This is a genomic window from Arthrobacter sp. P1_C12_2 (assembly GCF_056406415.1).
The window spans coordinates 173,602-200,540 of sequence record NZ_JBFUAF010000006.1 but is presented as its reverse complement, the minus strand read 5'-3'; the positions used below and the strand labels follow the sequence as shown (position 1 = coordinate 200,540).

25 protein-coding genes are annotated in these 26,939 nt (G+C 66.7%); 11 read left to right on the top strand and 14 right to left on the bottom strand.

Features of this window, described 5'->3' with window-relative positions; all coding sequences use genetic code 11:
- Positions 1 to 74 precede the first annotated feature (74 nt).
- The 11 genes from AC1DZQ_RS09010 to AC1DZQ_RS08960 all read right to left on the bottom strand — a co-directional run bounded on the left by AC1DZQ_RS09010 (position 75) and on the right by AC1DZQ_RS08960 (position 9,497).
- A complete protein-coding gene (locus AC1DZQ_RS09010) occupies positions 75 to 1,475 on the bottom strand; it encodes a peptidoglycan DD-metalloendopeptidase family protein (RefSeq protein ID WP_476963190.1) in 1,401 nt (466 codons plus the stop codon).
- Positions 1,476 to 1,501: 26 nt separating this feature from the next.
- A complete protein-coding gene (gene ftsX / locus AC1DZQ_RS09005; protein ID WP_476963189.1) occupies positions 1,502 to 2,416 on the bottom strand; it encodes a permease-like cell division protein FtsX in 915 nt (304 codons plus the stop codon).
- Positions 2,413 to 3,234 carry a cell division ATP-binding protein FtsE gene (gene ftsE / locus AC1DZQ_RS09000; RefSeq protein ID WP_476963188.1) on the bottom strand — a complete coding sequence of 274 codons (822 nt, stop codon included), beginning with the start codon at positions 3,232 to 3,234 and terminating at the stop codon, positions 2,413 to 2,415. Before ftsE ends, ftsX begins: the two co-directional genes overlap by 4 nt.
- A gap of 192 nt (positions 3,235 to 3,426) precedes the next feature.
- Positions 3,427 to 4,542, bottom strand: a complete 1,116-nt coding sequence (gene prfB, locus AC1DZQ_RS08995) for a peptide chain release factor 2 (protein ID WP_476963187.1) — start codon at positions 4,540 to 4,542, stop codon at positions 3,427 to 3,429.
- A 125-nt stretch (positions 4,543 to 4,667) separates the two neighbouring features.
- Positions 4,668 to 5,081, bottom strand: a complete 414-nt coding sequence (locus tag AC1DZQ_RS08990) for a pilus assembly protein TadG-related protein (protein WP_476963186.1) — start codon at positions 5,079 to 5,081, stop codon at positions 4,668 to 4,670.
- A gap of 80 nt (positions 5,082 to 5,161) precedes the next feature.
- On the bottom strand, positions 5,162 to 5,614 hold the full coding sequence (locus tag AC1DZQ_RS08985; RefSeq protein ID WP_476963185.1) for a hypothetical protein: 453 nt from the start codon (positions 5,612 to 5,614) through the stop codon (positions 5,162 to 5,164).
- Complete coding sequence (locus AC1DZQ_RS08980; protein ID WP_476963229.1) at positions 5,595 to 6,011, bottom strand: TadE family protein; 417 nt, start codon at positions 6,009 to 6,011, stop codon at positions 5,595 to 5,597. The genes AC1DZQ_RS08985 and AC1DZQ_RS08980 overlap by 20 nt, the downstream gene beginning before the upstream one ends.
- 12 nt (positions 6,012 to 6,023) lie before the next feature.
- Entirely contained in the window at positions 6,024 to 6,275 is a 252-nt protein-coding gene (locus AC1DZQ_RS08975) for a hypothetical protein (RefSeq protein WP_476963184.1), read from the bottom strand.
- A gap of 206 nt (positions 6,276 to 6,481) precedes the next feature.
- The gene (locus AC1DZQ_RS08970; RefSeq protein WP_476963183.1) at positions 6,482 to 7,423 is read right to left on the bottom strand and encodes a type II secretion system F family protein; all 942 of its coding nucleotides are present in this window, start codon (positions 7,421 to 7,423) and stop codon (positions 6,482 to 6,484) included.
- Positions 7,420 to 8,274 carry a type II secretion system F family protein gene (locus tag AC1DZQ_RS08965; protein WP_476963182.1) on the bottom strand — a complete coding sequence of 285 codons (855 nt, stop codon included), beginning with the start codon at positions 8,272 to 8,274 and terminating at the stop codon, positions 7,420 to 7,422. The genes AC1DZQ_RS08970 and AC1DZQ_RS08965 overlap by 4 nt, the downstream gene beginning before the upstream one ends.
- Positions 8,274 to 9,497 (bottom strand): CpaF family protein, encoded by a 1,224-nt coding sequence (locus AC1DZQ_RS08960; protein ID WP_476963181.1) that lies wholly within the window; start codon positions 9,495 to 9,497, stop codon positions 8,274 to 8,276. Before AC1DZQ_RS08960 ends, AC1DZQ_RS08965 begins: the two co-directional genes overlap by 1 nt.
- Before the next feature lie 673 nt (positions 9,498 to 10,170).
- Between AC1DZQ_RS08960 and AC1DZQ_RS08955 the strand changes: the two genes are divergently transcribed.
- Together AC1DZQ_RS08955 and AC1DZQ_RS08950 are read left to right on the top strand one after the other, a co-directional pair.
- Positions 10,171 to 11,175 carry a substrate-binding domain-containing protein gene (locus tag AC1DZQ_RS08955; RefSeq protein ID WP_476963180.1) on the top strand — a complete coding sequence of 335 codons (1,005 nt, stop codon included), beginning with the start codon at positions 10,171 to 10,173 and terminating at the stop codon, positions 11,173 to 11,175.
- Positions 11,172 to 12,836: a DUF2142 domain-containing protein gene (locus tag AC1DZQ_RS08950; protein ID WP_476963179.1), complete on the top strand. Its 1,665-nt coding sequence runs from the start codon at positions 11,172 to 11,174 to the stop codon at positions 12,834 to 12,836. The genes AC1DZQ_RS08955 and AC1DZQ_RS08950 overlap by 4 nt, the downstream gene beginning before the upstream one ends.
- A gap of 80 nt (positions 12,837 to 12,916) precedes the next feature.
- Here AC1DZQ_RS08950 and AC1DZQ_RS08945 read toward each other — a convergent pair whose 3' ends face one another.
- The gene (locus tag AC1DZQ_RS08945) at positions 12,917 to 14,341 is read right to left on the bottom strand and encodes a sugar nucleotide-binding protein (RefSeq protein WP_476963178.1); all 1,425 of its coding nucleotides are present in this window, start codon (positions 14,339 to 14,341) and stop codon (positions 12,917 to 12,919) included.
- A gap of 3 nt (positions 14,342 to 14,344) precedes the next feature.
- Positions 14,345 to 15,343: a dTDP-glucose 4,6-dehydratase gene (gene rfbB / locus AC1DZQ_RS08940; RefSeq protein ID WP_476963177.1), complete on the bottom strand. Its 999-nt coding sequence runs from the start codon at positions 15,341 to 15,343 to the stop codon at positions 14,345 to 14,347.
- Between the two features lie 157 nt (positions 15,344 to 15,500).
- Between rfbB and AC1DZQ_RS08935 the strand changes: the two genes are divergently transcribed.
- Positions 15,501 to 17,291 (top strand): GH25 family lysozyme, encoded by a 1,791-nt coding sequence (locus tag AC1DZQ_RS08935; protein WP_476963176.1) that lies wholly within the window; start codon positions 15,501 to 15,503, stop codon positions 17,289 to 17,291.
- 96 nt (positions 17,292 to 17,387) lie between these two features.
- Here AC1DZQ_RS08935 and AC1DZQ_RS08930 read toward each other — a convergent pair whose 3' ends face one another.
- Positions 17,388 to 18,143 carry a glycosyltransferase gene (locus AC1DZQ_RS08930; RefSeq protein ID WP_476963175.1) on the bottom strand — a complete coding sequence of 252 codons (756 nt, stop codon included), beginning with the start codon at positions 18,141 to 18,143 and terminating at the stop codon, positions 17,388 to 17,390.
- An 87-nt stretch (positions 18,144 to 18,230) separates the two neighbouring features.
- Here AC1DZQ_RS08930 and AC1DZQ_RS08925 point away from each other — a divergent pair, with 87 nt between their 5' ends.
- The 8 genes from AC1DZQ_RS08925 (at position 18,231) to AC1DZQ_RS08890 (ending at position 26,886) form a co-directional block, all read left to right on the top strand.
- Positions 18,231 to 19,466 (top strand): polysaccharide biosynthesis protein, encoded by a 1,236-nt coding sequence (locus AC1DZQ_RS08925; RefSeq protein WP_476963174.1) that lies wholly within the window; start codon positions 18,231 to 18,233, stop codon positions 19,464 to 19,466.
- Positions 19,453 to 20,379, top strand: a complete 927-nt coding sequence (locus tag AC1DZQ_RS08920) for a glycosyltransferase (RefSeq protein ID WP_476963173.1) — start codon at positions 19,453 to 19,455, stop codon at positions 20,377 to 20,379. Before AC1DZQ_RS08925 ends, AC1DZQ_RS08920 begins: the two co-directional genes overlap by 14 nt.
- A gap of 78 nt (positions 20,380 to 20,457) precedes the next feature.
- Positions 20,458 to 21,207 carry a glycosyltransferase family 2 protein gene (locus tag AC1DZQ_RS08915; protein ID WP_476963172.1) on the top strand — a complete coding sequence of 250 codons (750 nt, stop codon included), beginning with the start codon at positions 20,458 to 20,460 and terminating at the stop codon, positions 21,205 to 21,207.
- A 3-nt stretch (positions 21,208 to 21,210) separates the two neighbouring features.
- Positions 21,211 to 21,705 (top strand): DUF2304 family protein, encoded by a 495-nt coding sequence (locus AC1DZQ_RS08910; RefSeq protein ID WP_476963171.1) that lies wholly within the window; start codon positions 21,211 to 21,213, stop codon positions 21,703 to 21,705.
- On the top strand, positions 21,705 to 22,592 hold the full coding sequence (locus AC1DZQ_RS08905; RefSeq protein ID WP_476963170.1) for a glycosyltransferase family 2 protein: 888 nt from the start codon (positions 21,705 to 21,707) through the stop codon (positions 22,590 to 22,592). The genes AC1DZQ_RS08910 and AC1DZQ_RS08905 overlap by 1 nt, the downstream gene beginning before the upstream one ends.
- 23 nt (positions 22,593 to 22,615) lie before the next feature.
- Positions 22,616 to 23,710 carry an NAD-dependent epimerase/dehydratase family protein gene (locus tag AC1DZQ_RS08900; RefSeq protein ID WP_476946889.1) on the top strand — a complete coding sequence of 365 codons (1,095 nt, stop codon included), beginning with the start codon at positions 22,616 to 22,618 and terminating at the stop codon, positions 23,708 to 23,710.
- 17 nt (positions 23,711 to 23,727) lie between these two features.
- On the top strand, positions 23,728 to 24,621 hold the full coding sequence (locus AC1DZQ_RS08895) for a glycosyltransferase (protein WP_476963169.1): 894 nt from the start codon (positions 23,728 to 23,730) through the stop codon (positions 24,619 to 24,621).
- 339 nt (positions 24,622 to 24,960) lie between these two features.
- Positions 24,961 to 26,886 (top strand): hypothetical protein, encoded by a 1,926-nt coding sequence (locus AC1DZQ_RS08890; protein ID WP_476963168.1) that lies wholly within the window; start codon positions 24,961 to 24,963, stop codon positions 26,884 to 26,886.
- Positions 26,887 to 26,939: the final 53 nt, after the last annotated feature.

Below are 26,939 nucleotides of genomic sequence, written 5' to 3'. Positions count from 1 at the left end.
GTGGTGCGGAGTCTTTCCAGTTTACGGCAGGGCGGCCGCCGCCGCGGATGCTGCAGCACCGCCTTCAGCATCGGCTACAGCAGGTTCATCGGGTCCACTGCCCGGCCGTTGAGCCAGGTCTCGAAGTGCGAGTGGCAGCCGGTGGAGTTGCCGGTGGTGCCCGAATAGGCGATCAGCTGCCCCTGGTTGACGTGCTGGCCGACCGAGACCGTCACGGAAGTGTTGTGGTAGTAGATCGTGGTCAGCGAGTTGCCTTGGACCACCCCGTGGGAGATCTTCACGTTGTTGCCGCCGCCGTCGTTGGCCCAGCCGGCCGAGAAGACGGTGCCGGCGGCCGCGGCGTAGACGGGCGTGCCGCAGGCGGCACCGAAGTCGATGCCGGTGTGCATGTAGCCGCCCTGGCCGTAGAAGTCGATGGTGCCCGGCGGCGTCGCACGCCAGCCGAAGCCGGAGGTGATCGGGACGCCGTTGAAGGGGTGCCGCAGTCCGAAGGCCGACGGGGGCCCCGGCGGGGCAGGGACATACGGTGGCTTGGCCTGTCCCTGGGCGCGGGCGGCGGCCGCCGCGGCCTCGGCAATGCGGCGCTGCTCGGCTTCCCATGCCTCACGCAGTTTCCGGTCTCGTTCGACAATTTCGGCCGCGACGGCGTCCTGCTGGGCCTTGACCTTGGCGAGCTGAGTCTGGATCCCCGGCTTGGCGGCCTGGAGCTCGGCGTCGAGCCGGGTGGTGTCGGCGATCAGCTTGTCCACGGCGGCCTTCTTGGCTTCGGCCTCGTCCCGGGCGGCCTTTTCCCGGGCCAGCGCGGCCTCGGCTTTAGCCTTGAGGTCGGTGATTTCAGCCTCGACGGCGGCCAGCCGGGCCTGCGCGTTGACGTTGGTGGCGCTCTGCTGCGTGAGCTTGTCCATCGCGGAGTTCTGGCTGCGCAGGGCCTGGTCCGCGAGGTCGATGGTGTCCGTCAGGCTGCTGCCCTGGTTCGAGCCGAAGAACAGGGACAGGTTGGACGGGACGCCGCCGGACTTGTACGCCTGCGTGGCGATCTGTCCGATCAGCTTCCGGGTGTCCGCGATCTTCTGCTTGTCCGCCTCGAGCTGCTGCGTGATTTTGGCCTTGTTCTGCTGTGCCAGGTCCACGCGGGCCGCAAGGGCCTCCACTTCCTGGACCGCTCCGGCCACCCGGCCCTGGGCATCAGCGAGGGCCTGCTGGGCGCCGGGCAGCTGGCCCTGGTACAGGACCAGGTCCGCTGCGGCCTGGGCGATCCGGCCGTCCACGAATTCGAGGGAGTGCTGGACCCGGGCCGCCTCGTCGCGCAGCGCGGCCTGCTGGTCCTCGAGGTCGTCGGCGAACGCCGCCGGACTCGAGGCTCCCATGGTCCCGGCAAGGACCAGCGCCAGCGTGGCGCTGATCATCCGGCTGCGGCGTCCCACCAGGCGAAGCCGGAGGGATTGCCGGACGGGGCGGCGGGCCATCGGTGTCATAAGCATTCCCTTTTCGTTGCGCAAAGCTAGACCCGCAAATACCGGCGGAGGGTCAGCAGGGAGGAAGTCCCGGCCAGGACAACGCCCAGGCCAATCAGGGCAGGTACCAAGATCAGGGTCTGCCCGGGCGAGATGAACGCGGTGTCCGGATACTGCTTGGACATGACGCCTTCGAGGAAGAAGTGGGCCACGGCCCACAGGGTGCCGGAGGCCAGGGCCGCACCGATCACCGCGGCGATGACGCCTTCGAGGATGAACGGCAGCTGGATGACCATCTTGGACGCGCCTACCAGGCGCATGATGCCTGTTTCCCGGCGGCGGCTGAACGCGGAGAGCCGGATGGTGGTCGCGATCAGCAGGATGGCGCAAATGATCATGACGCCGGCGATGCTCACGGCCACCAGCGATGCCGCGTTCATGGCCGAGAACAGCTTCTCCAGCAGCTGCCGCTGGTCGATCACGGTCTCCACGCCGGCCTGGGAGGAGAAGGTCTCGCTAATGATCTCGTACTTCTCCGGGTCCTTCATGTTGATCCGGAAGGACGCCGGAAGCTGGTCCGGGGTCACGGAGTCAACGATCGGGGAATTGGAGAACTGTTCCTTGAAGTGCTTGTAGGCGTCGTCCTTGGATTCGTACTGGAAGTCGTTGACGTATTGCGCCACTGCGGGCGACTGCAGCAGCGTGCGCAGGTTGTCCTCCTGCTCCGGCGTCGCCGGCCCGGTGGCGCAGCCGGGCGCCGTCGAACCGTCGCTGCAGAGGAAGATGGCGACCTGGACTTTGTCGTACCAGAAGCCCTTCATCTGGTTGATCTGCAGCTGCAGCATGCCGGCGGCGCCGACGAAGGTCAGGGACACGAAGGTCACCAGGATCACGGAGATGACCATGGACAGGTTGCGGCGCAGGCCGCTGCCGATCTCGCCCAGGACGAATGCAAGCCTCACGCCTGGCCCTCCCCTGCGGTGCGGAGCTCGGCGCGGGCTTCGGCGCGTGACCCGGCCCGGGGCGGGATGACCTGCGGCTGTTCGTCCCGGCCGCTGGCGTCGCGCAGGCGGCGCGACTGGCCCACCACGGGAATCATGGAGGTGTAGAGGGCCTTGGCCTCGTCGCGGATCACGACCCCGTTCTTCAGTTCCACCACCCGTTTGCGCATCTCGTTGACGATGTCGTCGTCGTGCGTGGCCATCACCACGGTGGTGCCGTTCTGGTTGATCTTGTCCAGCACGCCCATGATGCCCATGGAGGTGGTGGGGTCCAGGTTTCCGGTGGGCTCGTCGGCCAGCAGGATGCCGGGACGGTTCACGACGGCGCGGGCGATCGCCACGCGCTGCTGCTCACCGCCGGAGAGTTCGTGCGGGAGGCGGTTTTCCTTGCCTTCCAGGCCCACGGTCTTCAGGACCTCGGGGACGGTGTCGCGGATGACGCTGCGGCTTTTGCCGATGACCTGCATGGCGAAGGCGACGTTGGCGAAGACGGTCTTCTGCGGCAGCAGGCGGAAGTCCTGGAAGACGACGCCGATTCCGCGGCGCAGCCGGGGCACGCGCCAGCTGGAGATGTTGGCGACGTTCTGGCCGGCGACGTAGACGGCGCCGGAGGAGGCGCGGTCCTCTTTGAGGACCAGGCGCAGGAAGGTCGATTTGCCGGAGCCGGAGGCCCCGACGAGGAAGGCGAATTCGCCGCGGTCGATCTCAAGGTTGATCGAATCCAGCGCTGGCCGCGCCTTCTGGTCATAGACCTTGGTGACATTTTCGAAACGGATCATGGCCCTAAGTACCCTGCAGGACGAGGCCGCGTGGGCCCGGTTCTGCCGCCGGGGCAAGGGCTTTCGTTTGGGGGAAGTAGAGCTCCGGCCCCTCGACTATACGCACGGGTAACGGCGGAACCGCCGGAACGGCGGGGCGTGTCGCGCGATTGTCAGGGACCTCCCAGTGGAGGCTCCCAGCGGGGCGCCGGGCTACTTCTCGGCGTTGCGGTTGTCCGTCCGCCAGCGGATGCCGGCGTCGATGAAATCGTCGATTTCGCCGTCGAATACGGCCGAGGTGTTGCCGACCTCGTACTCGGTGCGGAGGTCCTTGACCATCTGGTAGGGGTTGAGGACGTAGGAGCGCATCTGGTCGCCCCACGAGGCCTTGACGTCGCCGGCGAACGCCTTCTTCTCGGCGTTCTCCTGTTCCTTCTTCAGCAGCAGGAGGCGGGACTGCAGCACGCGCAGGGCGGCGGCGCGGTTCTGCAGCTGCGACTTCTCGTTCTGCATGGACACGACGGTGCCGGTGGGGATGTGGGTCAGGCGCACCGCGGAGTCGGTGGTATTGACCGACTGGCCGCCGGGGCCGGAGGAGCGGAAGACATCCACGCGGATCTCGTTGTCCGGGATGTCGATGGAGTCCGTCTGCTCGATCAGCGGGATCACTTCCACGGCCGCGAAGGAGGTCTGGCGGCGGCCCTGGTTGTCGAACGGGCTGATCCGGACCAGGCGGTGCGTGCCGGCCTCGACGCTGAGCGTGCCGAAGGCGTACGGCGCCTTGACCTCGAAGGTGGCGGATTTCAGCCCGGCTTCTTCGGCGTAGGAGGTATCCATGATGGTGGTCGGGTAGCCGTGCCGTTCGGCCCAGCGCAGGTACATGCGCAGCAGCATTTCGGCGAAGTCCGCCGCATCCACCCCGCCGGCGCCGGCGCGGATGGTCACCACGGCCTCGCGCTCGTCGAACTCACCGGAGAGCAGGGTGACAACCTCGAGGTCGGCCAGCGACTTCCGGACCGATTCGAGCTCCGCGGCGGCCTCGCCCATGGAGTCGGCATCGTCCTCGTCCTGACCGAGTTCCACGAGGACCTCGAGGTCGTCGATCCGGGCCACCAGCTTGTTGAGCCGCTCGAGCTCGGTCTGCTTGTGCGAGAGCTTCGAGGTGATGACCTGCGCCGCGGCGGGGTCGTCCCACAGATTGGGTTCACCGGCCCGCTCGCTGAGCTCGGCGATGTCTTCCTTGAGCGCCTCGACGTTCGAGACGTTCTCGATGGACGCGTAGGTGGCCCGCAGTGCGCGGATTTCAGCGGGAAAATCAATGTTTGCCATGGTTTTTTAAGCCTACGCTATGTGTCCTAGCCCCCTGGCCTGCCCGGTGCCCTATCACTTTGGGGTGCCTGCCGGCCCTGGTTGGCAGCATCTACTGATAGCGCAACAGGGGTGACGGGGGCAGCTCAGCGGCTGAGGCGGGAGCGCGCCGTCGACGTCGCCTCGATCCGGATGCCGTCCGGCACCAGGAAGTTCACCACCGGCGGGTGGACGGCCGCGCTCAGCACCACGACGGCGGTGGCGCCGTCCGGGCTGCCGGTGGACGGCGCCACCGTCAGGGCGCTGAAGCAGTCGAAGGCTCCGTTGCGGCCCAGATAGTCGACGGCGGCGCTGCGCACCCTCGCCCCGCTCAGGACGGCGGACGGTGTGCCGCCGGCGTTGCCCAGCTGGCCGAGGGTGAAGCTGTCCGCGGCGGCCACCGAGGCACCGTCCGCGACGGAGAGCAGCTTCTTGTGTTCGAGGTAGACGCTGGAGGCCGCCATGACGACGGTGGCGACCAGCAGGGCAATCAGAATGAAGCCGATGCTCAGCACCAGCACCTGGCCCTCCTGCCGGCGGGGCCGGGGCTCGTGTCCGGGGTGCCGTGGCCTTGGGTGCCGGGATGCGCCGGCAGGTTTCCTCACCGGAACCTGCCCACCAGCTGGGKTGCCGACGCGCTGAGCTGGCCCGCGTTCAGATGCAGTGCATCGCTGAACGGCACAAACGGCAGGGGCACAGTGAGGTGGACGGTGACTGTCACCGCCGAGCCGGGAGCCAGGCAGTCGGCAGGCTCGCAGCGGGTATCAACGCTGGCATTTTCCGCCGGTTGGCCGTAGTCGGCGAGCGCCAGCAGCGCGGCTTGATCGGCAGCGGCCCGGCCGCTGGCCGCGTCCGGTTGGGCCACGTAGACCTTGGCGGCCTGGTCAGCGGCGCCGACCACCGCGAACGACCCGCCCTGGATCTGGCCCACGGTGATGATGAAGTACACCAGCGGCACCATCAGCAGCGCGGACAGGAAGACGAACTCGACCACGGCACTGCCCTGCTCCGGTGAGGCGCAGCGTGCTGACCGTTCAGGGCTGGATGGCCGCATGGCCCTGCACCTCCAAGAGCGCCCGGGGCCCGATAAAGCCGATGACCGGCAAGGGTGCCCGGACTGTCACCTCCAAAGTGCGGATACCCTGGAACGTCGATTCGCTGGTGGTCACGTCCCGCGCGAAATCCGAGTTGAGCGCCGTTGTGATCAGCTGGACTGTCCGTTCCCTGGCGTCCCCGTCGTTGCGGTCGGCCAACGTGCCGTATCTGGCGCCCGAGGCGGCGGCGTCGATCAGCGTATTCCGGACGTGAAGTACCAGGGTGAGCTGGACGATCGCGAGGAAGAGCAAGGTGAGCAACGCACCGATCAGCACGAAATCCACGACGGCGGCGCCGCGCTCAACGTCCTTGCGGTGCTGCCGGTTATTGCTGTGGCGCCCGGTCCCCTCGTCCAGGGTCGCCACTTCCTACTGTCCGACCTTGTCCATGGCCTGGTTGAAGAGTCCCTCAAGTGCAGGACCGGCGAGGGCGAGCAGGGCGGCCACGAGGACTGCCGACATGAGGGTGATCATGACCCAGCCGGGGACGTCCCCGCGCTGGGGATGGCCGGCTCCCGCGTCAGAGTGGTCCCCCGCCCGCGGTCGCGACGCAGCAGACCACCAGGTCAACATGCCAAGCGCGCAGGCCACCAACGCCGCCCGGGTTCCGAAGTTCTTCACCGTGTCCTCTTTCCTGGTTTTTGGTTTCCTGGGTTTTCTGTCTTTTCTGGAGTCCTGTGCGCTGCCCGTCCAGGCTGGCCCGGTCTGGGCCTGCAGCGCGTTCTTCGTATCCTGTTCCCTCGTCGTATGACTTTTCTTGAGTCCTGTCCTTTCTGGCCCGGGTGGCCCGCCGCCTGCTGCTCGTGCCGTTGTTATGCGCCAGGTTCCTAGAGTCCGAGGCTGATGGCGGCCAGTCCTGGGAAGACGGCGAAGATGACCGTGAGCGGAAGGACGCCAAAGACAAGCGGCACCATCATGCCGATTTCCTTCTTGCCGGCGGACTCCATGAGCTCCCTCTTGGCGGTGTCCCGGACATCCTGTGCCTGCGCCCGGAGGACGTCGGCGAGGGGTGTTCCGCGTTCGACGGCCACGATCATCCCGTCCACGAAACGGAGCAGCGGCCCCTGGTCCGTCCTGGACGAGAACTCGTGGAGGGCTTCCACGAGGGGCTTGCCGGACCTGGTCTCGGCCAGGACGCGGCCAAATTCCTGGGAGAGCTCACCCCGCGCGCTGCGGCAGACCCTGTCCAGCGCACCGGTGGCACTCTCGCCGGCGCTGACAGCCAGGGCCATGAGTTCGGCAATGCTGGGAAACTCCGCCATCATCCGCGTCTCCCGCTTCCTGATGTGCGCGCCCAACAGGTAGTCCCGGAGCAGGAACCCGCCAACGGCGCTCCCCACGACGGCCACGACGGCGACGAACGGGCTGAAGCGGCCGACACTTCCGGCGAGCGCCACAACGCCGACGGCGAGGACAAAGCCACCGGCCGCCCAGAGGAGCTGCTCAGCCCGGAAGTCCACTGCTGTTTTGGCGCTGCCGGCGCGGGCGAGCCGGCGGTTCAACGCCGTTGCGCCAAGGTTGATCCGGCCCAGGGATCTGGCACCGTCCCGGATCACCGGGCGGAGGATTCGTTCCAGCGACCCAAACGGCGTGACATTCCTCGGGGCGGTGCGCAGCAGCCGGGATTCCAGGTTGTGGGTTCTCAATTGCGGTCCGATACGTTCGACGAACGTCGTTGGGCGCATGAAGGGAAGCCGGACCAGGAACAGCCACAGGCCGGCCCCGAGCACGGCCCCGCACACCGTGGCACCCGCCATCAGCCCGGTCATCGGAGGACCCGCTGTTCTTCCGGCAGCGCACCGATGCGCAGCATGATGGCGTAGGACACCAGGGAGACGGCAAGGCCGCCCAAAAGGACCGCAGCACCGACTGGGGTGTTGTACGCCATCACAGCCTCAGGCCGGCTGGCCAGCAACACCAAGACAATCCAGGGCGCAGCGACGGCCAGGCGTGCGGCGTTGACGGTCCAGGATTGCCTTGCCTCCAGCTCACTCCGGGTCCGGGCACTCTCCCGCAGGAACTCCGCGAGGGTGCCCAGCAGTCGCCCGAGGTCCGAGCCGCCCACCTCCCGGGTGAGCCGGAGGGCCTCGACGATCCGATCCGCCACGGGATCGGCCAGACGGTCCTTGAGCCGGGTGAGCGAGGGATCGAATTGGCCTCCCGACCGGTAGTCCGAGCCGAAGTCCACGAACACGTGGCGAAGCTCCACGGGGCCCTTGTCGCCCAGCTGGATAAGAGCCTCGGGCAGTGACAGGCCGGCCCTGATGGCTGAGCGCAAATGATCAACCACGTCGGGCCAGAGCTGGCGGAGGACAGCCGTGCGCTTTCTGGCACGCCACCGGACCATCGCCATCGGCAGCCAGCCGCCAAACAGGCCAAAGCATCCCGAGATCGGCCATGAACCTGTAACGGCGAAGAACGCGAGCGTTGTGAATGCCCCGAGCCCAACGCACGAGGCGAGCAGCCCTGCCCCGCTGACCTTTTCGATGCCCGCCGACCGCAAGAGGTCCTCAAGCCGGCTGGTCCGGGACTTGCGCCGTACGCTCTCAGGCTTCTCCCACGCGGACCACCAGATCAGCAGGAGGCCGGCCCCGCCCAACATCCCCACCAGGGGCGCCATCAGCGCTGCTCCAGCAACGCCGCGACGTCGTACCCGGAGCGGGCAAACTTTTCCGCGGCGGGCATGGAGTTGGCCTTGGGCAGAAGCTGCCCGTCCGACATCGTGAACACCATGGAGGACTCGATGATCCCGTTTTCCACCCGGCGGCCCAGGGACAGGATCTCGGTGACCTGCCGGCGCCCGTTGGCGTGCCTGCTGCAATGGACCACCAGATCGATGCAGGACGCGACAGTGGGGACCACGAACGCGCTCGAGATGTTGTCGCCGGCGAGCAATGGCAGCGTACAGATTTTCGTCACCGCGTCGTGTGCGGAGTTCGCATGGACGGTGCACATCCCGGGAAGCCCGGAATTCAAAGCAACGAGCATGTCCAGGCTCTCGGCCTCCCGGACTTCGCCGACCACCAGCCGGTCCGGCCGCATGCGCAGGGCCTCCTTAACCAGGCGGCGCAGCGGAATCTCCCCCTGCCCCTCCAGGTTCGGCTGCCGGCACTGAAGACCCACGACGTCGCGGAGCGGCAACTGCAGTTCGAAGATTTCCTCCACCGTGATGACCCGCTCCCGGGTGCCGATGCTGGCGGCGAGGCAATTGAGCATGGTGGTTTTGCCCGCCTGGGTGGCGCCCGAGACCAGGATGTTCAGGCCGCTGGCGACGGCCGCACCGAGGAACCTGGCCGCCTGCGGGGTCAGCGTTCCCAGCTCCACGAGGTGCTCGAGCCGGCTAGCTTTGACCACGAACTTGCGGATATTGATGGCCCAGTGACGCCGGGTGACGTCCGGGATCACCACGTGCAGCCGGGAGCCATCCGGGAGCGCCGCGTCCACAAACGGCGAGGACATGTCCAGGCGCCGGCCGGAGCTTTTCAGCATGCGTTCCACAAGGTCGCGGACCTGCTGGTCCGTCAGCGAAACGGAGGTCAGCTCCGATTCGCCGTTCCGCGCCACAAAGATTTCATTCGGCGCATTGAGCCAGATTTCCTCGATGCCCGGATCGTCCAGGAGCGGCTGCAGCGCACCAAAGCCCGCCACGGCGTCGAAGACGAATCTCCGGGCCGACTCCAACGGACCCAGCGGGGGCAGCGGCGCCAGGAGGGCCCGTTCGTCGTAGTCGCTGACCGCCGCCTCGACCAGGCGCCGGACTTCCCCGGACTCCCGCAGGGGGTCCAGGCCCCGCCGGCGGATCAGCTCACGGACTTCGTCCTCAACAATGCGTACAGCCTCCACGTGGCCCCCCATATGACTGCCGCCCCTGTGCCGGGGCGATGAAATTGGCTTAAACCTAGGCGGCGCTGACCGGCCCGACAAGGGGTGCCCCGAGTGCATGTGGATAACAGCCGCCGCCGTCGCACAACACTGTTCCCACTGGTCACAACAGGCTCACTGGTCTCGCGTTGCACCGGATCGAAGCGACAGATTGCACAGACTGCGCTTTTGAACCCAGCGCCTCGCGGCCCTACGATCGACGGGGGAACAGACCGGCCCCGGCGTTCCAACGCGGTGCTCTGCATGAACTTCATGGACTGCATTCCGCCGTGGCGCTTCAACGGCGCAGGACGCGTCTCTCATTCTGAAGCGATGCACTGAAACCGTGAGCCTGCCCTTGCGCAGAGCGCTGCGGCCCCGCCGGACTGAGCCGGCGCAAGAGAGGCTCACGGTAAAGAAGACCACGCAGACGAAGATCCCCGCACCGTGTTTTGCGAGGACGCCGGCAAGTCCAGACCAGCACCTCCCGCCCTGGGGACTGCCGGCGGCGTGATCTGGGAACCCCTCGACACAGCGGGACCGGTTAGGGTAATAGGGAACGGTTTCGGAGGGATTCCGGAACGGAAAGGGATTTTCTTTGCGCAATCGGTCCAGTGGCGGAGCTCTCGCCTGCATTCTGCTGTTGGGAATCGGAGTGACCGGTTGCTCCAGCGGCGCGCCCGTCAGCGAGGTCCGGGGATCACTCACGGCGATAGGCACGCCCGTGCAGAAAGACCCGATCGGTGCCTGGAGCAACGCCTGGAGCAAAGACCTCACCGCCACGTCGCTGAACTACTCCCCGGACGGATCCGACGTCGGGCTGACAGCCCTGGCCACGCGCCAGGCCTACTTCGCAGCCCTGGACGGCCCCCTCACCCCGGAACAGCAGAACCAGACCAAGGACGTATGCGGACCGGCCGGGGCTTTTTCCGTTCCCGTTTCCGTGACCTCCATCGGGGTGGCCCTCAACAACCCGAGCCTTCGCAACGTAAAGCTAAGCCACGAAGTCCTCGCAGGCATCTTCTCCGGCTCCATCAAGCGCTGGGACGCGCCTGAAATCGCGGACATCAACCCTGGGACCGCCCTGCCCTCCGATGACATCGTCCCCATCATGGCCACGGAGCCCAGCGTGGAAACCGAGGCGGCCACAAAGTACCTCAGCGCCGACGCCGCGTGGACCTCGGGAGTCTCGGCCACGTGGCCGAAGACCGAGAACGCCGTCACGGTCAAGAAGCACTCCGACCTTGCCGACAAGGTCGACAAGACCGCCGGGGGCATCGCCTTCATGGACCTCGGCTCGATCGGCAGCCGCTTTGAAACCGCGCTGCTCTCCTTCGGCGGCGACTATGTCCGCATGTCCAAGGACTCGGCCGCGACAGCGGCCCAGGAAGGCAGCACCCGGACCCTGCCCACCGGGGTGAAGTTCACGCTGCCCGAAACAAGTGAGCATGGCTACGCCCTCGGCGTCGTCGGCTATCAGGCATTCTGCAGTGAGTACTCAAACCACCAACTGAGCACCCTCGTGAAGTCCTGGGGGGAATTTGTCCTCAGTCCCGACGGCCAGGTCACGTCAGCGTACTTCGCCAATGTCGCCTCACCCAGCGAAGAGGCCATGCGGGAGTCCAAGAAACTGATTGACACGATCGGGGACGCACAGTGATCCACGCAACCGAGGCGGAACAGCCCTCCCCTGCAGGCTCAGCGCCAGGCACTGGACGGGTGCGGCGCTTCGCGCTGTCCCCGGCCACCCGCAGCGGGCTGGGCTTCTTCCTTCCCGTCTTTGGTCTCCTTTCGGTCCTCATCACCCTGTGGATCCTGGCCACACCGCTCATGGCCTATCCGGACGAACCCTCGCACACCATCAAGGCGGCCGCAGTCGCCCGGGGCCAGTTCTTCCCTGGCCCCGGCGAATCCTATGGCCACGGAGTCCATGTGCAGGTTCCGTCCTACATCGCCAACGTGCAGTCGCAGATGTGTTTCCCCTTCCAGGCGACGAAACCCGCAGGCTGCGCCCCGGCGATCCCCCTCGATGACAACGACCTCACCATCGGTGTGACCTCGGCCGGGCTCTACAACCCCTTCTACTACTGGCTTGTCGGGCTGCCCAGCCTCTTCATGTCCGGTGCGCCGGCGATCTTCGCCATGCGGATCGTCAGCGGCCTGTTGTCCGCCGCCTTCTACGCTGCCGGCTTCACCGCCTTGTCCCGCCTGCGGCACCCGAAGTGGCCGCTAGTCGCGGCTGTGATTGGGACGACGCCGATGGTCCTGTTCCTTGCCAGCGGCATCAATCCCAACTCGCTTGAAATCGCAGCGTCCATGGCCGCCTTCTGCGGGCTGGTGTCCGTGCTCGAGAATTCGCGGCACCTTGACCGGGCACGTCCGGCCATCCTGACCGTCGGCATAGCGGCCGCGGCACTGGCCAACACCCGGAACGTGTCCCTCCTGTGGCTCCTCTGCGGCGCAATCGTTGCCTGCCTCTTCTTCCGGCGCGCGGACATCGCCGCCATCTTCAAAAACCGGGTGGTGCTGACGGTGACGGCGCTGACCACCGTGGGAATCGTCCTGGGCGTGGCGTGGAACTTCCTGATGTTCAGGGCGCCGGCCTCCGCCGGTGAAGCCCCGGCCGGGATCTCGAACGTCAACGGCGAGGTGCGTCCCTACAACGCGTTCCTGACCATGATGGACAAGTCCTTTGATTTTGCCGGCCAGTACATTGGCGTCGCGGGGTGGCTGGATGCACCCGTTCCACAGGCCGTCCACATGTTCTGGAACATGCTGCTGTTCGGCCTCATCCTCACGGTACTGCTGGTCCGGCCCTACCGGCTGCAGGCCGCGTTCTGGGTTGCGGTCGCGTTGCTGGCGGTGGTCCCGGCCGTGGTGCAGGCTGCCCTCATCAACACCGCCGGATTCATCTGGCAGGGCCGGTATAGCCTGCCGCTGTTCACGATCGCGATCATCTCGGCGGGGCTCGCCATGCGGTTCCGCCCGTTCGGACGCAGCCCGCAGAGCCGGACGATCGCCAGGATCCTGCTGCTGACCGGCTGCATCGCGCAGACCTACGCCTTTGTGAACGTGCTCCGCCGCTACGTCGTCGGACTCCAGGAAACGGCCAACTGGCAGACGATGTTCACCGTGCCTGGCTGGCAGCCGCCAATGACCTGGGAGGTCCTCACCCTGGCCTTCGCGGCCGCGGTTCTGCTGTGTGCGTCCAAGCTGTTCAGCTATCTTTTCCCGGGCCATGCCCTGCTCCCGAAGCGGCCATGGCGGCTCAGGAGGAAGCGCTCCGGCAAGCGTCCCGTGGCCGCAGCGGCGGCCAACTGACCTGAACTCCCATGGCCAGCGCCAAAAAGACCCGTCCACGCGAAGTTCAAAGCGCGTGAACGGGTCTTTTTTGCCAATCCTCAGTGCTGGGAAACCGTTGCCCCCATGTACTCCCTGAGCCGTTCGGCGGACAGCGGCGGGACGAACCCGGTGGCCTTGATCTTGTCCAGCTTGAGGGCGCTGTTCAGCGGCCGCGGCGAGACGGCCTTGCCCTTGAAGTACTCCTCAGTGCTGACACCGGTCACGGCATCCCGCGGCTTGCCGGAGAGTTCGTAGACGTCCGCGGCGATGTCCGCCCAGGACTGCTGCTCGCCGTCGTTGCTGAGGTTGTAGACGCCGTATTCGGCACCCGATTCCAGCAGGTGCCGGATGCCGGCGGCGATGTCTTCGGTGAAGCTCAGCCGCCCGATCTGGTCGTCAACCACCGACGGTTCGATGCCGCGCTCGGCCAGCGAGGCCATGGTGCGGACAAAGTTGTTGCCCTCGCCGATCACCCAGCTGGTGCGCACAATATAGTGCCGGGGCACCACACTGACGACGGCGTCGCCCGCGGCTTTGGTCTGGCCGTAGACGCCCAGCGGCGCCACCGGCTCCGATTCGTCGTGCGTGGCGCGGGTGCCGTCGAAGACATAGTCGGAGGACACCTGCACCAGGGTGAGGTCGTGTTCGACGGCGGTGCGGGCCAGCCGCGCCACGGCCGTGACGTTGGCCGCCCAGGCGGCCGCGCGGCCCTCGGCCGACTCGGCGGCATCCACGGCGGTGTAGGCCGCGGCGTTGATGATCGTGGAGTAGTTCTTCCAGTTCCGTCCGGCGAAGGCGTCCTCGCTGCCGAGGTCAAACTCGTCCCGGCCGGCAAACTCAACGGACGGGTCGCCGTCGTACTGCTGGCGCAGCGCTTTGCCGAGCTGGCCGTTGGCGCCGACCACGAGGACCTTCTTCGGCGGCATCGGCGTGACGTCCGCAAGGCGCGGGTGCGCCTTGTCCTTGTCCGAGAGCTCGGCCTGGCCCAGCGGCACCGGCCAGCTGATGGCCGCGGTCTCGTCGGCGAGGTTCAGGAACGTGTACTGGCCCTGGGCGCCGGCGGACCAGTGGTCGTTGACGAGGTAGGTGTAGGCGGTGTTGTCCTCCAGCGTCTGGAAGGCGTTCCCCACCCCGCGGGGGATGAAGATGGCCTGGCTGGGATCCATCTCCGCGGTGAACACGGCGCCGAATGTCGGGCCTTCGCGCAGGTCCACCCAGGCGCCGAAAATCCTGCCGGTGGCCACGGAGATGAACTTGTCCCACGGCTCGGCATGGATGCCGCGGGTGGTGCCGGCCGACTCGTTGAACGAGATGTTGTTCTGCACCGGACGGAAGTCGGGCAGGCCCAGCGCCACCATCTTTTCCCGCTGCCAGTTCTCCTTGAACCAGCCCCGGTTGTCACCGTGGACCGGAAGGTCGTAGAGGACGACCCCGGGAATCGGCGTTTCGTGCGCTGTGAGCTTCTTCGAGAACTCGATCGACATAATCTACTGGCCCTGTTCCTTGTACTTCGCTTCCGTCGTGGCCTTCTGCGGACGCCACCAGTCCTCGTTGTTCCGGTACCAGGCGATGGTGTCTTCGATGCCGGCCTCGAAGTTGGAGAACTGCGGCTCCCAGCCGAGTTCCTCGCGCAGCTTGGCGGAGTCGATGGCGTACCGCATGTCGTGCCCGGGCCGGTCCACCACGTGCTCGTATGCGTCCGGTGCCTGGCCCATGTGCTTGAGGATCAGTTCGACGACGTCCTTGTTGTTCTTCTCGCCGTCGGCGCCGATCAGGTAGGTTTCCCCGATCCGGCCCTTGGCGATGATCGCCAGGACAGCGGACGAGTGGTCATTGGCGTGGATCCAGTCGCGGACGTTCTCGCCCTTGCCGTACAGCTTGGGACGGATGCCGTCGATCACGTTGGTGATCTGGCGCGGGATGAACTTCTCCACGTGCTGGTACGGGCCGTAGTTGTTCGAGCAGTTGCTGATGGTCGCCTGCAGGCCGAAGGACCGCACCCAGGCGCGGACCAGCAGGTCCGAGCCCGCCTTGGTGGAGGAATACGGGCTGGAGGGGTTGTAGGGCGTGCTCTCGGTGAACCGCTCCGGGTCGTCGAGCTCGAGGTCGCCGTAGACCTCGTCGGTGGAGATGTGGTGGAAGCGCTTGTTGTGCTTCCGCGCGGCCTCGATCAGGGTGTAGGTCCCGATGATGTTGGTGTCCAGGAACGGCCGCGGATCGTGCAGCGAGTTGTCGTTGTGGGATTCCGCGGCGTAGTGCACCACCACATCCGTCCCGGCAACCAGGCGCTCAACCACAGCGGCGTCGCAGATGTCGCCCTGCACCAGCGTGAAGCGGTCTGCAGGCAGGCCCGCCAGCGACTCCACATTGCCCGCGTAGGTGAGCTTGTCGAGGACCGTGACGTGGTGGTCGGTGTTCTCCAGTACGTAGTGGACGAAATTGGAGCCGATGAATCCGGCGCCGCCGGTGACGAGGAGTTTCTGCATTAGGCCAGCTTACCGGCTGCCGAAATTCTCCCCTCCCGACGGCGGACACACCTGCCGCAACATTGGCCACAGTGGTAACACTGATGGCAATTGGTTACTCTTTACGCACATGCGGGGGTGATCTTGGCCTCTGTCCAGATCCTCCGGAGTAACGGTGATGACTATCAAAATCCACAAACTACGGACCACCGCGGCACTCTGCCTTCCCCTCGCGCTTGCGCTGACCTGGGCCAATCCTGCCGCTGCGGCACCGGCGCCCAGCCCCTCTCCCGCCGTCACCACCAAGGCGCCTGCGCCCACCGCGTCGGCGGCTGCGACGACCCCCAAACCGACTGCGCCGGCGGCAACCAGTGCCGCCCCGAAAAAGGCAACCGCGCCGGCCACGCCACCAGCGACCGCGGCGGCGCCGGCGTCGTCCGCGTCCCCGTCAGCACGGGTGCAGGCCGCCATCGCGCCCGAGCCCGCGCCGGAACAGGGACAGGCGCGAATGGGCCGGGCCGGCCTCAATCCGGCCTCGACCTCGGCCGCAATGGCCAAGACGCAGCAGGTCACCGTCGCCCAGGCCACCGAGCCCTGGGTTTCAGAGCAGCCCTTCGCCACCCGCGGGCAGCCTCTGGGCCTGGATGTCAGCTCCTGGCAAGGCGGCGTCAACTGGTCCTCCGTGCGGGCCAACGGCGCCCGCTTCGCCTACGTCAAGGCCACGGAAGGCACCACCTACCGGAGCAGCGAATTCGGGGCGCAGTACACCGGTGCACGTTCCGTCGGCCTGCTCCGCGGCGCCTACCACTTTGGCCGCCCCGATGTTTCCGACGGCGCCGCCCAGGCCCGGTTCTTCGTAAACAACGGCGGCGGCTGGTCCCCGGACGGCGTCACGATGCCCCCGGTCCTCGACATCGAGGACAACCCCTACGCCGGCCTCAACCGCTGCTACGGTGCCTCCCCGGGGCAGCTGGCCACGTGGGTAAGGGACTTCACCCAGACCGTTTACCGGATGACCAACAAACAGGCCATGATCTACACCAGCTACTACTTCTGGCGCGACTGTCTGGGCAACACCACCGAATTCAGCCAGATCAACCCGCTGTGGCTGGCCTCCTACTACACCAATGGACCGTCCGTTCCCGGCGGTTGGCCCACCTACACGGTCTGGCAGTACGCCAACGCCTTCGCGAACGCTTCCCAGACGGTCAGGGCCACGTTCCCGGGCGACCAGAACGTCTTCAACGGCTCGCTGGACCAGCTGCGGAGACTCGCCTCCACGCCTGACACCTACCCAATCGGCCTCATTCCGGGCGCCACTCTGCTCAGCGGCAAATGGGCAGGCGACGGCAAGTCCTACACCGGCTGGTTCAAGGACGGATACTGGTGCCTGCAGATGCCCTTGGCCCCGCGGCGCTGTTTCGGATACGGCAGCCCGGGCGACAAGCCCGTCGTCGGCGACTGGAACGGTGACGGCCGGGCCGGGATCGGCATCTTCCGCAACGGCATGTGGTGGCTCGTGGACGACATCAACACCAGGGCCATCAGGAAGGTCGTCGGCTTCGGCGTCGGATCCGACACTCCCATCGTTGGCGACTGGAACGGCGCCGGCCGCGACGGGATCGGCATCTGGCGCAACTCCAGCTTCCAGGTCAGCTACAACGTCAACAATCCGGTGGTCAACGAGTACAGCGGCTTCGGGATTCCCTCCGATACGCCCATCGTCGGCGACTGGGACGGGGACGGCAAGACCAGCATCGGCGTGTGGCGCAAGGGCGAGTGGTGGCTCAGCAACCGCATCAAGTCCCCGGTTGTGTCTAACTTCATCGCCTTCGGAGTCGGCACCGACCGTCCCATCACCGGCGACTGGAACGGGGACAGGCTGACCACCGTGGGCATTGTGCGCGGCAACAGCTGGCAGCTGACCAACAGCCTCGCCAAGCGGACTGTGGACATCTCCTACTTCTAGGAGCACCGGACGAACGAAGGCCCGGGACCGTCAGGTCCCGGGCCTTCGCCGTATCTTCCCGCTGTATCGACCGTTAACTTCCACTGGGGGTGCCGCTCAGGACGCCGTGCGGAGCCTCCGGCGGGCCTCGATCATGAGGCGCAGGAGGACCACCCGGGCGGCCAGGATCACACGGAGCGATCGCCAGCCGCGCGGGGTGGCGTTGCTCTCGTGCAGCCTCCGCAGCAGGGTCGAGGCGTCCAGGTGACGGATCGAGCCGGCTGTGTTGCCCAGGATTGCCAGCCAGAGGTCGTGGGACTCGCGCAGGTACGCGGGCACCGGGACGAAGCTGCCGATAACTTCACGGCGGAAGGCCATCCCGCAGCCGTAGTACGCGCGGTAGCCCACCAGGATGCCCCAGAGATTGGCCCGGTGGCGGCCGCTGTCGGCCGCACGGAGCCGGGGAATCCGGGGGCGGTCACCCCCGCCGAGCACATCGAAGTTGCTGGCCACGACGGCGTCCGTCGCCAGGGCGTCCAGCATGGCGCCCAGCCGCCCCTCGATCCAGACGTCATCCTGGTCCGCCAGGAAGATCGCGGCGCCGCGGCTGGCCCGCACGGCCTGCTCGAAGGAGCGGACGTATCCCTGGTTGGCGGCGGCCTCGATCAGGCGGATCCGGGGATCCTCGTGCTCCCGGATCCGCGCCACCGTGTCATCTTTTGAGGCATCGTCCACGATCACGATCTCGTCATCCGGGCCCAACTGGGCCAGGATCGAGGCGAGCTGCTCCGCCACGAACTCCGCGCCGTTGTACGTTGCCATGCAGATGCTGGCCCGGAGCGGAACGTCGGGCAACCGGTTCTGATCGTTCATCTGCACCATCCTAGGGGACCGCGGGCAACGCCTTGGCATCCCGTAGGATCGAGGGACGATGTCTAAGAAACAAGGATTCCGGCTCGAATGAGAACCGTACTGCTGCGACTTTCAGGGTTCACCGTTCTGCCCCTGCTGTCCTTGATCACTCCGCTCCTCCTCATCCCGGTCATCTCGGGATTTGTCGGCGGCGAAGGAATCTCCAGCGTCATCTCCGGGCAGGCGATCGGCACCTTCGGCGCCACCGTGCTGATGTGGGGCTGGAACGTGGACGGGCCCGTCGCCGTCGCCCGGGCAGCCAGCAGCGCCGACCGTGCTGCCGTCTACCTGCGCAGCATCCGGACCCGGCTGATACTCCTGGTCCTGACCCTGCCCGCCGCCGCAACCGTCGCCGCGATGGTGGCCGTTCCCGCGTTCCGCTGGGAAGCCGTGGCGATGACCTGCGCGGTGGCCATCGCCGGGATGTCGCCGTCGTGGTTCTGCATCGGCCTGGGCCAGCCCCGGCTGCTGGCCGTCTACGACACCGTCCCCCGCTTCATCGCCACCGCCTTGGCCGTCCCTGTTCTGCTGATCAGCCATCAGCTGTGGTACTACACGGGCCTGCTCGCAGTCACGACCCTGGCCTCCCTCATCGTGTTTCACCGGACCTACTCCCCCGGAGGAAACTGGTGGCCCCGCGATCTCCGCGGGGCCGTCCGCGAATTGGGGGCCCAGGGCCGGACGGCGGGCATCAGCCTCGCCGGAAATGCCTACGCCTCCACGCCCGCCCCCATTGCGACCGCCACCACCGCGCCGGCGGCGTCGGGCAGCCTGGCGACGGCGGACACGCTCTACCGCTTCGGCCTGTTCACCGTGGTGGCCCTCGGCAACGCCTTCCAGGGCTGGACCTTGGAACACGGAGCGTCCGGCCGCAAGAGGCGCCACCTGGCAGCCATCTGGTCCCATATCGGACTCGGGGTGATCGGCGCGGCGGTCCTGACGGTCGCCGGACCGTTTGTCAGCAGTCTGCTTTTCGCCGGACAGGCCCAGGCCACCACCCAGTTGTGCTTCTACTACGGGCTCGCCTTCCTCTTCCTGAGCGCCAGCACCCCTTTCATCCGCAACCTGCTCATCCCGGCCGGCCAACAGGGCCTGGTGCTTCGCTGGACGCTGATTTCGGCCGTATTCGGGGTCGCGGCCATGATCTACGCCGGGTCCATGGGGAACGCCCCGGGCATCGCGCTGGGCATGGCCCTCAGCGAAGCCATCCTGTTCGTGACCTTGCTGATCCCGGGGTCGAAACTGCTCGCCACAGAAAGCAAGGAAACCGTTGACGCCGAATGATCCCTCCCCCGCCGTCGCCGCGGTCGTCGCCGCCTACCGCCCCGATCCATCGCTGGCCGACACCGTGCGGGCCCTCCAACAGCAGGTGGGGCACGTCGTCGTCGTGGACGACGGATCGCCTGCCGGCTCCGAAGCCGTCCTGGCGGCCCTCGCGGAGGCCGGCGCCCTGGTTGTCCGGCAGCAGCAGAATTCCGGGATCGCGGCCGCGCTGAACGCTGGCGTGACGGCGGCGCGGGCACGCTGGAACCCGGACTTTTTCCTGACACTGGACCAAGACTCACGTCCTACCGGCGAGTACGTCCGGCGGGGCCTGGCCACCTACGCCCAAGCCACCGCCGCCGGTGTCGGCGTCGGATTCGTAACGGCCGCCTCGTACAGCGGGCACCCAATCCCCGTGCTGCACGTCGAGGGCCCGTTCGTTCACGCCTTCGATCCGATGCAGTCCGGCTTCCTCATCCCACGTGCCACCGTTGACAGGATCGGTCCCTTCGAGGAGGCCCTGTTCATCGACGGCGTTGACTCCGAATTCACCATGCGGACGCGCGCGGCAGGGCTCGCGGTGCTGGTGGGCGAAGGCTGTGACATCGCCCACGACCTGGGACAGCGCGAACCCGGCCGGTTCTTTGGCCGGCCGTTGAGGGTGCTGGGCCGGGAAATTTCCTACAATTACCATTCCCCGAGCCGGGTCTACTACATCTGCCGGAACGGAACGCTGCTGACCCTTCGCTACCTGCGCAAATATCCGGGCTGGGTGCTGCGGCGCCTCGTTGAGGAGATGAAGGCGCATGTCCTTCGCTTTACCTTTAGTCCCGGCCGCGGCAAGCTCCTGCGCGCCGCCGCCGCGGGGTTCGCGGACGCGGTCCGGGGCTCCACGGGGCGCATACCGGCGGAGCTTGAGCGGCGCCTGCGCTGACGCCCGGGGGCGCCCGACGCCGGCCCGGCGGCCCACGCCGGCGAGGACCCTGCACTGAATTGATATAGTTTGGACGATATGGAAGCCCTACCCTCCCCGCGCGTCTTGGTGATTATGCCTGCCTGGAACGAAGGCGCCGTAGTCGGCAGCACCGTGCGTGAAGTCCTCCGCACTAATGCCCGCTACGACGTGCTGGTCGTCAACGACGGCTCCACGGACTCGACGCCGGACGAGGCAGCAGCGGCTGGCGCGACCGTCCTGAACCTGCCCTTCAACCTCGGCGTCGGGGGCGCCATGCGGGCCGGCTTCAAGTACGCCCAGCGTCTCGGCTACGTCCAGGTAATCCAGGTGGACTCGGACGGCCAGCACGATCCCCGGAACATTGACGAAGTTCTCGCCGGCCTTCAGCACGCGGATATCTCGATCGGCGCCCGCTTCGCCGACCGCGGCGAATACAAGGTCACCGGCCCCCGGAAGTGGGCCATGCAGCTGCTGGCCAAAGTCATTTCGGGTCTGGCCAAGACGCGCCTGACGGACGTCACCAGTGGCTTTCGGGCCGCCAACGAGCGCGCCGTCGCCCAGTACCTCGACCACTACCCCGCCGAATATCTGGGCGACACGATCGACTCCCTCGTCGTGGCCRTCCGCTCAGGCTGCACGGTCACGCAAGTGCCCGTGGAGATGCGGGCACGCCAGGGCGGCACGCCAAGCCACAACCCCGTCAAGGCCGCCATCTACCTCGGAAGGTCCGTGTTCGCCCTGCTCTTCGCCCTCACCCGGAAACCCACACGACTGGCCGCCGTGGCCGCTGAACCCGCAGGAGCCTAGGGAATGGGAAACATCGCCGCCTTCCTGCTGGCGCTTGCCATCGTTGCCCTGGTCGTCGAGATGCTCCGGCGCAAGAAGCTCCGGGAGAAGTACGCCGTCCTCTGGCTGATTGTCGGCGTCGCCACTCTGGTACTCGCTGCCTTCCCCCGGCTGTTGAATATCGTCGCCGAATATGTCGGTGTCCAGATCCCGTCCAACCTGCTCTTCGCTATGAGCATCCTCATGCTGCTGGGCGTCTGCCTGCACCTGTCGTGGGAGATCTCCGTCGTGGAGGACGAAACGAGGACACTGGCAGAGGAGGTGGCCATCCTGCGCACCCAGCTCGAGTCCCTGGAGCAGCACCGCCGCCTGCCTGCGTTGGACAAGGCCCGCCCCGCTCCGGCCGCGAATCCCCTGCCTGATCTCCGGCCCGATACCCTCGCCACTCCCCTTCCAGGGGCTGCAGCCCCTGGAAGCATGCACACCACCGACCGTCCCGCCGAAAGCTCGGAAGCCTAATGCCCCTCGATATTTTCATTCCTTACTGGGGCGACCCCGCCTACATGAAGGAAACGGTCCGCAGCGTCCTTGCCCAGGAGAACGGCGATTGGCTCCTGACGGTGGTCGACGACGCCTACCCCGGAACGGAAATTCCCGAGTACATGGCCGGGATCCAGGACGCCCGTGTCCGCTACATCCGCAAGGACATCAACGCGGGCATCACGGAGAACTACCGCACCTGCGTGGGGATGGCCAGCCAGGAGGTCATGGTCATCCTGGGCTGCGACGACGTCCTGCTGCCGAACTACGTTGACGTGATCCTCGCCGCCCACCGGCGTTTCCCCGACGCGGCGATCATCCAGCCGGGGGTGCAGGTCATCGACGAACAAAGCCAGGTGGTGGCCACGCTGGCGGACTCCGTCAAGCAGAAGATCGTCCGGCCCCGCGGCCGCGGCAAGCAGCTCATCGCCGGCGAGGCCATCGCCAGCAACCTCATGCACGGGGACTGGCTGTACTGGCCCTCCCTGGCCTTCCGGACGGACAAGATCCGCGAAGTGGACTTCCGGGACGGGTTCCCGATCATCCAGGATCTCGCCCTCATCATGGACATGATCTACAAGGGCGACCAGCTGCTGATCGAGCCGACGGTGTGCTTCCAGTACCGCCGACACTCCAACAGCGCCTCCTCAACCAAGCTCGTTGACGGCTCTCGGTTCGCCGGCGAACGCGAATACTTCGCCGTCTCCGCGGCACAGGCCGACGCGCTCGGCTGGCGCCGGGCAAAGCGCGCCGCCATGCTGAGGCTTACGTCCCGGGCGCATGCGCTCTCCCTGCTTCCGCAGGCGGTCCTGGACCGCAACTCCACAGCCGTCAGCGCACTCGTGCGCCATTCCTTCGGCAAGTAAACGCCCGCAACGAAAGGTCCGCTGTGACTTCTTTTGAAACCTCCGCACGCCCCGGCGGAACTGTCCTTGTCACCGGCGGCGCCGGTTTCATCGGCTGCGCCATTTCAGCGTCCCTCGCCGACGCCTTCGACCGGATCGTCGTGGTGGACAGCCTCCACCCGCAGATCCACGCCACGGGTGAGCGTCCGGCGGAACTGGACGCTCGGGCGGAACTCGTCGTCGCCGACGTCGCCGAGGCCCAGACCTGGGACACGGTCCTGGCGCAGCACTCCCCCGATGTCGTCATCCACCTGGCCGCGGAGACCGGAACGGGCCAGTCGCTCGAAGAGTCCACCCGGCACACCCACGTCAACGTGGTGGGCACATCCCAGCTCCTGGACGGGCTCAACCGCCACGGCAAGCTTCCGCGCAGGATCGTCCTTTCCTCCAGCCGCGCAGTCTACGGCGAGGGCGCCTGGAGCGACAGCGACGGCAAGCCCTTCTACCCGGGCCAGCGCACCAGCGCCACGCTGGACCAGGCCCAGTGGGACTTCCCCGGCGCCACCCCGCTGCCGATGAAGGCCTCCGCAACGTTCCCGGCCCCCGTGAGCGTCTACGGCGCCACGAAGCTGGCCCAGGAACACGTCCTGCAGGCCTGGGCCAAGTCCTACGGCGTCGAGACCGTCATCCTGCGGCTGCAGAACGTGTACGGTCCCGGCCAGTCGCTGATCAACCCCTACACCGGCATCATGAGCCTGTTCTGCCGCATGGCGATGGGCGGGAAGTCCATTCCGCTCTACGAGGACGGCGAAGTGCGCCGCGACTTTATCCTGATCGACGACGTCGCCTCGGCGATTGTCGCCGGCGCCGTCTCCCCCACGGTCCAGGGCGAGCCCATGGACATCGGATCCGGTGAATTCCAGACCATCGGCACCGCGGCGCAGCTCATCGCGGCGCACTACAACGCCCCCGAACCGCATGTCACCGGACAGTACCGGCAGGGCGATGTCCGGCACGCGTGGGCGGACATCTCGGCGGCGAAGGACGTGCTCGGGTGGACCCCGCAGTACAACCTCGCCCAGGGCATCGACCGCCTCGCCAACTGGATCGACGCCCAGCCCGACGTCCAGCCTGCTTGACCCGGACGGACGCCCCAGTGCCTCAGACTACCGCCGTCGTTTCGCTTTTTAACCCCGACGACGGCGTGCTGGCGAACGCCGCTGCCCTGCTCGGCCAGGTTGATTCCGTGGTGGTGGTCGATGACGGCAGCCCCGAGGACCCCGCACGGATCCTGGCCGAATTGGAGTCCATGGGCTGCAAGGCAGTACGGCTCCCGGAGAACTCCGGAATCGCGGCCGCGCTCAACGCCGGAATCACCGCGGCCCTGGCGTCGGACACGAAGCCCGACTACGTCCTGACCATGGACCAGGATTCGCTGCTGGACGCCGGCTACGTCGACGCGCTCCTGGCCGCCGCGGCGGCTGCCGGGGAGGCCGGCGTCCCCGTCGGCATGGTTGCCCCGGCGTCGGTCCGGGGCCTGCCGGTGCGCCGCGGCCCGGTCCTCAACGGCATCCAGCTCGGCGGGGAACCTATGCAGTCAGGCCTCCTGGTGCCCGTGCCGGTGCTTGAGCGGCTCGGCCTCTTCCAGGGCACGCTGTTCATCGACGGCGTGGACAGCGAGTTCTTCCTCAGGTGCGAGGCCGAGGGGCTGCGCACCGTGCTGGCCCCGAACGCCGCGCTCAATCACGCCCTGGGCAGCCCGGCCGCAGCCAACGTCTTTGGCCGGGACGTGTCCGTCGCAGGCCGGCCGCTGAAGGTCAGGACGGCCGCCGACTGGCGCTACTACTACCTCTTCAGGAACCGGATCCTGCTCGCCCGCCAGTACGGCCGGCGCTTTCCGCTGTGGACGCTCAAGGGCCTGCTAGCCGACTACCGCCACCTGGCCATCGTCACGCTGCTGGCGCCCGGCCGGCTTGCACGGCTCGCCAACGCGCTGACTGGTATTGTAGACGGCGTGCGCGGCGTATCCGGTCCCCGCTGCCGCAAGTAGCAGGACACCGTGTTCCCGGCGCCGCCACTGTAGCGCCGGGCATGCGCCCTGCGCACAGTGTGCGGGCACACTCCCGGAGCAGCAACCACCGGCGCATCTGCACCGATCTACCCGCACCACACAGTGATTTCTGCACCGCGTTGTCCGGGCCGCACCATGTCAATTGCACTATCCGCACCGCGTCGTCCGCACCACCGCAGGATCGTCACAGTCTGAAAATTGGGGAATGAGTCAGTGAATATCGCGGTAAGAGACAAAGAACAACTTCGCCCCAAGGCCTCTGCGGCGTCCCCGCGGAGCCACGGTTGGCCTGGTCCGGCAGTCCGCCAGGCTCGGGCAATGGCTGCGTTCGTCGTTGCAGTTAGTCTCGTGGTCTTCCTGAGGTCCTCCGGGCTGCTGCAGGGCGTGCCGGCGCTCGGCCTGGCCGGAGTACTGGTGTTGATGCTCCCGACTGCCAGGATACTTTCGCAACGCATCCTCTTCAACGGGCTGATCCTTGCCGGCATGGTCCCGGTGTCGTGGTGGTTGCCGGAGCGGCTCCTGGGCACGGATCACGGCACGCTGTTACTCGCGGTCCTCGCGGGAACTCTCGCCTGGTGGGTGCTCTCGGCCCGCTCGGTTCGGCAACGGCTGCGGCGGCTGCTCCCCAAGGTCGCCTGGATTGACTCCGTGCCGTTCCTGGCCGCCACCTTGTCGGCGTTGTCGCTCTTCACGATGCTGACCATTAGGACAGCTGCGGATGCTCTGTCCATCATGATGAGCCGGTGGGACTACCAGTCCCACTTCAGCATCTACTACATGATCCGAAGCCACGGTGAGGTCATCCCGACCATTCCGAAGGGCACCGCGGGAGAGTCTTGGGGCTTCGGCGAGTACCCGCAAGGCTTCCACACTCTGCTGGCCACCGTGTCCGACATTCTCCGCCCGTCAATGATCAGCATCGACAGTGAGCTGGTTTCTTACATCAACCAGCAGGCATTGTGCAGCGTGGCCACTGTCCTGATCGTTGTCGCGGGCATGTGCGCCCTCCCCGCTATCCGTCGCCGGGCTTCCGTAATGGCTCCCGGCATCGCCATCGCAACGGCTGCGTGGGTCTACGGTCCCGGCTCAATCCCAGTCTACGAGGGCTTCGGCAACTTCTATCTGGCCTGCGGCATGGCAACTGCCACCGTCCTGGCGCTGCTGACATTCCAGCGCCGCGTCCCGGTGGTGGGCGTCGCCGCGGTAGGCGCGGGTGTCGTTGGCATCTGCAACAACTGGCTGTTGCTTGTCTCACTGATTGCAGCGCTCCTGACTACGAAGCTGTGGTCAGTGGTGCGCCACCGCCACGACTACAGCCGGAATTGGTGGGTCCTGGCTGTCGCTGCCACTGCCTTCACACTTCTTGGTGCTGCGCTGCCCATCCTTCAGGTCATACCGCTGATTGGCGAGAGCCAGAAGATCCTTGATGCCCCGGGTGGCATCGCCGTCCCCGATTTCGGATTGGCCCTGCTCACCCTGGCTCTGGCACTCGTTCTGGGCTACGGCAACAGCACCGCATTGGCGCGGACGGCCTCCCGACGGTTACGGATGGAACGCATCGATGTCTCCCGCGCGTCGCTGGGACTGTTGATCCCGATAGCCCTGTGCGTAGGGCTCGCTGTCTCGCAAAGCATCAACAACGGTGCTATTTCCTACTATTTCTACAAGTACCTCATTGCTGTCCTACTGCTGGCATGGCCACTCGCCGTTGTGGCCGCTGCCGCCCTGATACCGCTTAGAGTGCCTGGCGAAGAACCGGTCCGCAGGCCCGGCTTGGCTGTAGCTCTTTGCGCCCTGGCAGTAACCGGAACGCAGGTCTTTGGCTTCGCGGTCCCCGGGCTGGAGAAGGCAGGGCTTCCGCCCACTGCGCGCCCGCTGACGGAATTGTCCAGTCAGGCGGCCCATCTCAAGGCCACACCTGCTTACGTTTACCGGTTGCTGCAGAGCGCCCGGCAGCCGCAGCCGGCGTCGACGCTTTACATTTCCGGCCCCGGCACTGTTGACCCGGTGTTGGCCGCCCGCTGGCATTGGGGAATGCGAGGCATGTCGTCATCAGCGACCACGAAGCTTAGTTTTGACGTACTGGACATCTCAAAGGACTATTCCCGTTCCCCGGAAATCGTCAGCCGCATCCTGAAGGAGCATCCTGCCCTGTCCGTGATTGTTGACCCTGAGCTGTTCGATCCGGTCCATGAATATCTGTTGGTCCACGGCGGCGCTGACAGGCTGATCCGCCTGGCGTAGGCCGGATGCAGCCAACCCCCAAAACGAATGAGGCCGGACCCCCAGGGTCCGGC

Coding starts and splice junctions, on each gene's coding strand:
- AC1DZQ_RS08945 (WP_476963178.1), bottom strand. CDS start 14,341: ATGTCGATCGAGTTCTCGAAGAAGCTCACAGCGCACGAAACGCCGATT.
- AC1DZQ_RS08925 (WP_476963174.1), top strand. CDS start 18,231: ATGAGAACCGTACTGCTGCGACTTTCAGGGTTCACCGTTCTGCCCCTG.
- AC1DZQ_RS08970 (WP_476963183.1), bottom strand. CDS start 7,423: ATGACCGGGCTGATGGCGGGTGCCACGGTGTGCGGGGCCGTGCTCGGG.
- AC1DZQ_RS08905 (WP_476963170.1), top strand. CDS start 21,705: ATGCCCCTCGATATTTTCATTCCTTACTGGGGCGACCCCGCCTACATG.
- AC1DZQ_RS08890 (WP_476963168.1), top strand. CDS start 24,961: ATGGCTGCGTTCGTCGTTGCAGTTAGTCTCGTGGTCTTCCTGAGGTCC.
- AC1DZQ_RS08930 (WP_476963175.1), bottom strand. CDS start 18,143: ATGAACGATCAGAACCGGTTGCCCGACGTTCCGCTCCGGGCCAGCATC.
- AC1DZQ_RS08935 (WP_476963176.1), top strand. CDS start 15,501: ATGACTATCAAAATCCACAAACTACGGACCACCGCGGCACTCTGCCTT.
- AC1DZQ_RS08910 (WP_476963171.1), top strand. CDS start 21,211: ATGGGAAACATCGCCGCCTTCCTGCTGGCGCTTGCCATCGTTGCCCTG.
- ftsE (WP_476963188.1), bottom strand. CDS start 3,234: ATGATCCGTTTCGAAAATGTCACCAAGGTCTATGACCAGAAGGCGCGG.
- AC1DZQ_RS09010 (WP_476963190.1), bottom strand. CDS start 1,475: ATGACACCGATGGCCCGCCGCCCCGTCCGGCAATCCCTCCGGCTTCGC.
- prfB (WP_476963187.1), bottom strand. CDS start 4,542: ATGGCAAACATTGATTTTCCCGCTGAAATCCGCGCACTGCGGGCCACC.
- AC1DZQ_RS08965 (WP_476963182.1), bottom strand. CDS start 8,274: ATGGCGCCCCTGGTGGGGATGTTGGGCGGGGCCGGCCTCCTGCTGATC.
- rfbB (WP_476963177.1), bottom strand. CDS start 15,343: ATGCAGAAACTCCTCGTCACCGGCGGCGCCGGATTCATCGGCTCCAAT.